The sequence below is a fragment of the Limosilactobacillus sp. genome, from assembly GCF_040772465.1.
Lineage (GTDB): Bacteria > Bacillota > Bacilli > Lactobacillales > Lactobacillaceae > Limosilactobacillus.
Window position 1 is genome coordinate 1 of record NZ_JAXGYB010000011.1, and the last position, 4,303, is coordinate 4,303.

General features: G+C 43.6%; 6 protein-coding genes and 1 pseudogene. All 7 read left to right on the top strand.

What is annotated here, in order from left to right; genetic code table 11:
- Positions 1 to 221: pseudogene (locus AB3114_RS08340) on the top strand (hypothetical protein); the annotation flags it as partial.
- Positions 222 to 223: 2 nt separating this feature from the next.
- Positions 224 to 430 carry a DUF5049 domain-containing protein gene (locus AB3114_RS08345; RefSeq protein ID WP_007124177.1) on the top strand — a complete coding sequence of 69 codons (207 nt, stop codon included), beginning with the start codon at positions 224 to 226 and terminating at the stop codon, positions 428 to 430.
- A gap of 71 nt (positions 431 to 501) precedes the next feature.
- Positions 502 to 2,100: a terminase large subunit gene (locus tag AB3114_RS08350; protein ID WP_367342784.1), complete on the top strand. Its 1,599-nt coding sequence runs from the start codon at positions 502 to 504 to the stop codon at positions 2,098 to 2,100.
- Positions 2,101 to 2,167: 67 nt separating this feature from the next.
- A complete protein-coding gene (gene relB / locus AB3114_RS08355) occupies positions 2,168 to 2,395 on the top strand; it encodes a type II toxin-antitoxin system RelB family antitoxin (RefSeq protein WP_367342785.1) in 228 nt (75 codons plus the stop codon).
- Between the two features lie 2 nt (positions 2,396 to 2,397).
- The gene (locus AB3114_RS08360; protein ID WP_367342786.1) at positions 2,398 to 2,676 is read left to right on the top strand and encodes a type II toxin-antitoxin system RelE/ParE family toxin; all 279 of its coding nucleotides are present in this window, start codon (positions 2,398 to 2,400) and stop codon (positions 2,674 to 2,676) included.
- 97 nt (positions 2,677 to 2,773) lie between these two features.
- Positions 2,774 to 4,039, top strand: coding sequence for a phage portal protein (locus tag AB3114_RS08365; protein WP_367342787.1), 1,266 nt, complete (start codon positions 2,774 to 2,776; stop codon positions 4,037 to 4,039).
- Positions 4,036 to 4,303: ATP-dependent Clp protease proteolytic subunit (locus AB3114_RS08370; protein WP_367342788.1), on the top strand; the 268-nt coding region annotated here is incomplete at its 3' end. The genes AB3114_RS08365 and AB3114_RS08370, both read left to right, overlap by 4 nt.

Consider the following 4,303-nt stretch of genomic DNA (forward strand, 5'->3'; position numbering starts at 1 on the left):
ACGATGCTTTGGCTTATCAACAATTTGTCGACAAGCTGGTCCAATATGCCATCAGCCACCAGCGAATCATGTCAGAACCACACGAAGAGAGTAATGAAAAATATGCTTTCCGCTGTTTCCTGCTACGCCTAGGATTTATCGGTCCCAAGTTTAAAGACCAACGGAAAGTATTGTTACGCAACTTAACTGGATCAGCTGCTTTTAAGAACCAGGGGGACTAATCATGAATCGAATTAAGGACGAATTAGCTAAACGTAACCGAATCCGCCAGCAGGTCTTAAAAATTCGCAACACTGGTGAAGCCAACATGTTTGATGTGGAAAATGTCAAAAGACTGGCATACTACTATAACTGCCATGACTTAATCGATTACTTGAATACTGACCGCGCCGGATACGTAAATTTGATATTAACTGGCAAGTTTAATTAATCATCAATCAAGTTAGCATTGGGTTCAAGCTCAGTGCTTTTTTAGTACTACCGAAAGGATGTGATCTCGCTTTGCGCAAACTAAAGAACTATCAACCAACTCGTTTTATGTCCAAGAACTCCACCTACAACAAAGATGCAGCCGACTTTGCAGTTTCGTTCATCGAATGCCTTTGCCACACCAAAGGTACCTGGGCAGGAAAACCTTTTGAGCTGATTGACTGGCAAGAAAAAATCATCCGTGACATCTTCGGAATTCTTAAACCAGACGGCTATCGGCAGTTCAACACTGCTTATGTAGAAATTCCCAAGAAACAGGGCAAATCCGAACTGGCTGCGGCAGTCGCCCTGCTGCTTTGTTGTGCCGATGGCGAAGAACGGGCGGAGGTTTATGGTTGTGCCGCTGATCGCCAACAGGCAGCGATTGTATTTGATGTGGCTGCTGACATGGTGCGAATGAATCCAGCTTTAAAGAAACGGTGTAAGATTCTTGCTTCGCAAAAACGATTGATTTATGAGCCAACTAATAGTTTCTACCAGGTCCTATCAGCTGATGCGTACTCTAAACATGGGTTCAATGTTTCCGGAGTCATCTTTGACGAATTGCACACCCAACCAAATCGCAAACTCTATGATGTTATGACGAAGGGTTCCGGTGATGCCCGTACTCAGCCCCTCTACTTTTTAATCACGACTGCAGGCAACGATGAGAATTCAATCTGTTACCAGGTTCATCAAAAAGCCATCGATATTATGAAGGGCCGCAAACATGATCCCCGTTTTTATCCGGTTATTTATGGTGCCAATCGTGATGAAGACTGGTCCAGCCCAAAAGTCTGGCAGAAAGCTAACCCTTCCCTCGGGATTACCGTCAAAATGGAGAAGGTCAAAGACGCCTACAACTCCGCAAAAGAAAATCCAGCCGAAGAAAATACTTTCCGACAACTACGACTTAACCAGTGGGTGAAGCAGGATGTTCGCTGGATGCCGATGGATAAATGGGATGCCTGTGCTTTCCCAGTTGATCCAGATGAGCTACGCGGGCGTGATTGCTTTGGTGGCTTGGACTTATCCTCCACTACTGACATTACCGCCTTCGTTCTTGTTTTCCCACCGCGTGATGAATCAGAAGGGTACACTCTGCTCCCTTACTTCTGGATCCCTGAAGATAACGTTGATTTACGGGTTCGACGTGACCATGTTCCCTACGATATTTGGAAACAGCAAGGTTACCTACAAACTACGGAAGGCAACGTTGTTCACTATGGTTTCATTGAACATTTTATCGATGACCTTGGTAAAAAATATCATATCCGAGAAATTGCCTTTGACCGCTGGGGAGCTGTTGAAATGGTGCAAAACCTGGAAGGAATGGGCTTTACGGTCGTGCCATTTGGTCAAGGGTTTAAGGATATGACCCCGCCAACCAAGGAACTGATGCGATTAACCTTAGAAAAGAAGATCGCCCATGGCGGTCACCCGATACTGCGCTGGATGATGGATAACATTTATATCCGTACTGATCCAGCTGGTAACATCAAACCTGATAAAGCCAAATCTACTGAGAAGATTGATGGCGTGGTAGCCACTATCATGGGCTTAGATCGGGCTATTCGAAATGAAGATAGTGGCGATTCGGTTTACGATGGTCGCGGACTATTGATGCTTTAATCAAAATAGAACGCATTTGCATTCTGATATGATATAATATCATTAACAAATCCAAGGAGGTCCAAACATGGCAACTGCTACTAAATCCACCACTATCCGTTTTGATAAAGACGTCTTAAATTTGATTCACAAACAAGCGGATCTTGATGGTCAATCTGCTACCGAATTTATGCGAAATGCTGTTTTAGAAAAGCTCGAAGATAGCCTTGACTATCAAGATGCAGTCAAAAACATTCGCGAATCCCATGGTCAAACTGTGTCTCGCGATGACGTTAAGAAGCAATTAGGTCTTTAATGATGAAATACACCTGGTCATTTAATCAAAAAGCACTAAAAGATTTTAAGAAAAATCTCGATAAATCTGTTCAGCGACGAATCATTAATTGGCTTGACAAACATATCGAAGGTTCTAATAATCCTCGAGTTTGGGGCAAAGCCCTGGAAGGCGAACTCGGTACTCTGTGGCGTTACCGAATTGGTAGTTATCGCATCATTGCTGATATTCAAGACGAAGTTTTTACCGTTGTTGTCGTAAAGGCGGGTAAAAGAAATGACGTCTACAAACGAAAAAGGTAAGCGGTGATTGAACTTACCAAAGAAATCAAAATATATGAATTAGCATCGGCTTTTAGCAAGTCGGTGTTTTTATTATGCCCTAAAAGGAGTTGATGCTATGAACTTTCTCAATAAACTATTCCACACCAACAAAACTTCACCTAAAAACACCTTATCCAGCACGATGTCGTTTCTTTTTGGCAGTTCCATTGCCGGTCAAAATGTCACCGAACGCACTGCTATGCAAAACACCGCAGTTTATGCTTGTGTCCGGGTATTAGCGGAAGGTTTAGCAGAACTGCCACTTCATATTTACCAATACACCAATGATGGTGGTAAACAGCGGGCAATTAAACACCCGCTTTATTTTTTGCTCCATGATGCTCCTAATCCAGAAATGACCAGCTTTGTCTTTCGGGAAACCTTGATGAATCATATATTGCTTTGGGGTAACGCCTATGCCCAGATCATTCGAAATGGTCAGGGACAAATCACTGGACTCTATCCTTTGATGCCAGATCGAATGGATGTTAATCGCGCTGCCAACGGTTACCTCTACTACACTTATACCCAAAACTATGATGATTACCAAGCCAAGAATAAATCCAAGCAAGTCATTCTCTTATCTGATGAAGTTCTTCATATTGCCGGACTAGGTTTTGATGGTTTGATTGGCTATAGTCCGATTGCGATGGCTAAAAATGCAATTGGCTTATCGATGGCCGCTGAACAATATGGGTCAACTTTCTTTAAGAACGATGCCACACCCGGTGGCGTACTTGAACACCCTAACGTGGTCAAGGATCCGGAACGCCTACGTAAAAGCTGGCAAGCCCAGTTCTCGGGTTCTAACAACCATAGTATTGCGGTTCTAGAAGAAGGCATGACCTTTCACCAGCTTTCAATTCCACCCGACCAAGCCCAATTTTTGGATACCCGGAAATTTCAGTTAGACGAAATCGCACGGATCTTTCGCGTCCCGCCTCATATGGTCGGTGATCTGGATCGATCAACTTTTTCAAATATCGAACAGCAATCACTGGAATTCGTGAAGTATACCTTAAATCCCTGGTGTGTTCGCTGGGAGCAAGCCATGAACCAGCAGCTGCTCTCACCTGACGACCAGCAGAAATACTTCATTAAATTTAACGTGGATGGCTTGCTTCGTGGTGACTATGAAAGCCGGATGAACGGCTACGCTATTGGTCGGCAAAATGGCTGGTTATCTGCTAACGACATTCGTGAACTAGAAGACCTCAACCAAATTCCCGCCAGTGAAGGTGGTGATCAGTACTTAGTTAATGGCAATATGCTTCCGTTAAATCAAGCTGGTAATTTCTATAATCCAAGAGCAAAACAAGAAAGCGAGGATAAATCAATTTGAAACGATTCTGGAACTGGAACTATGACGGTGACCAGCGTCAATTATCTATTTCAGGAGTGATTGCACCGGACAGCTGGATAAATGACGATATCTCACCCCAAGTATTCCAAGATGAACTAAATGAAGATCAAGGACCAATTGATCTCTGGCTTAACTCTCCTGGTGGTGACTGTACTGCAGCCAGCCGTATTTACACCATGCTGATGAACTACCCTAATGATGTAAATGTCAAAGTTGATGGAATTGCTGCTTCGGCAGCTTCCG

Bases quoted from the DNA above. Each gene is read 5' to 3' on its own strand.
- AB3114_RS08345 (WP_007124177.1), top strand. From the start codon at position 224: ATGAATCGAATTAAGGACGAATTAGCTAAACGTAACCGAATCCGCCAG.
- relB (WP_367342785.1), top strand. From the start codon at position 2,168: ATGGCAACTGCTACTAAATCCACCACTATCCGTTTTGATAAAGACGTC.
- AB3114_RS08365 (WP_367342787.1), top strand. From the start codon at position 2,774: ATGAACTTTCTCAATAAACTATTCCACACCAACAAAACTTCACCTAAA.
- AB3114_RS08360 (WP_367342786.1), top strand. From the start codon at position 2,398: ATGAAATACACCTGGTCATTTAATCAAAAAGCACTAAAAGATTTTAAG.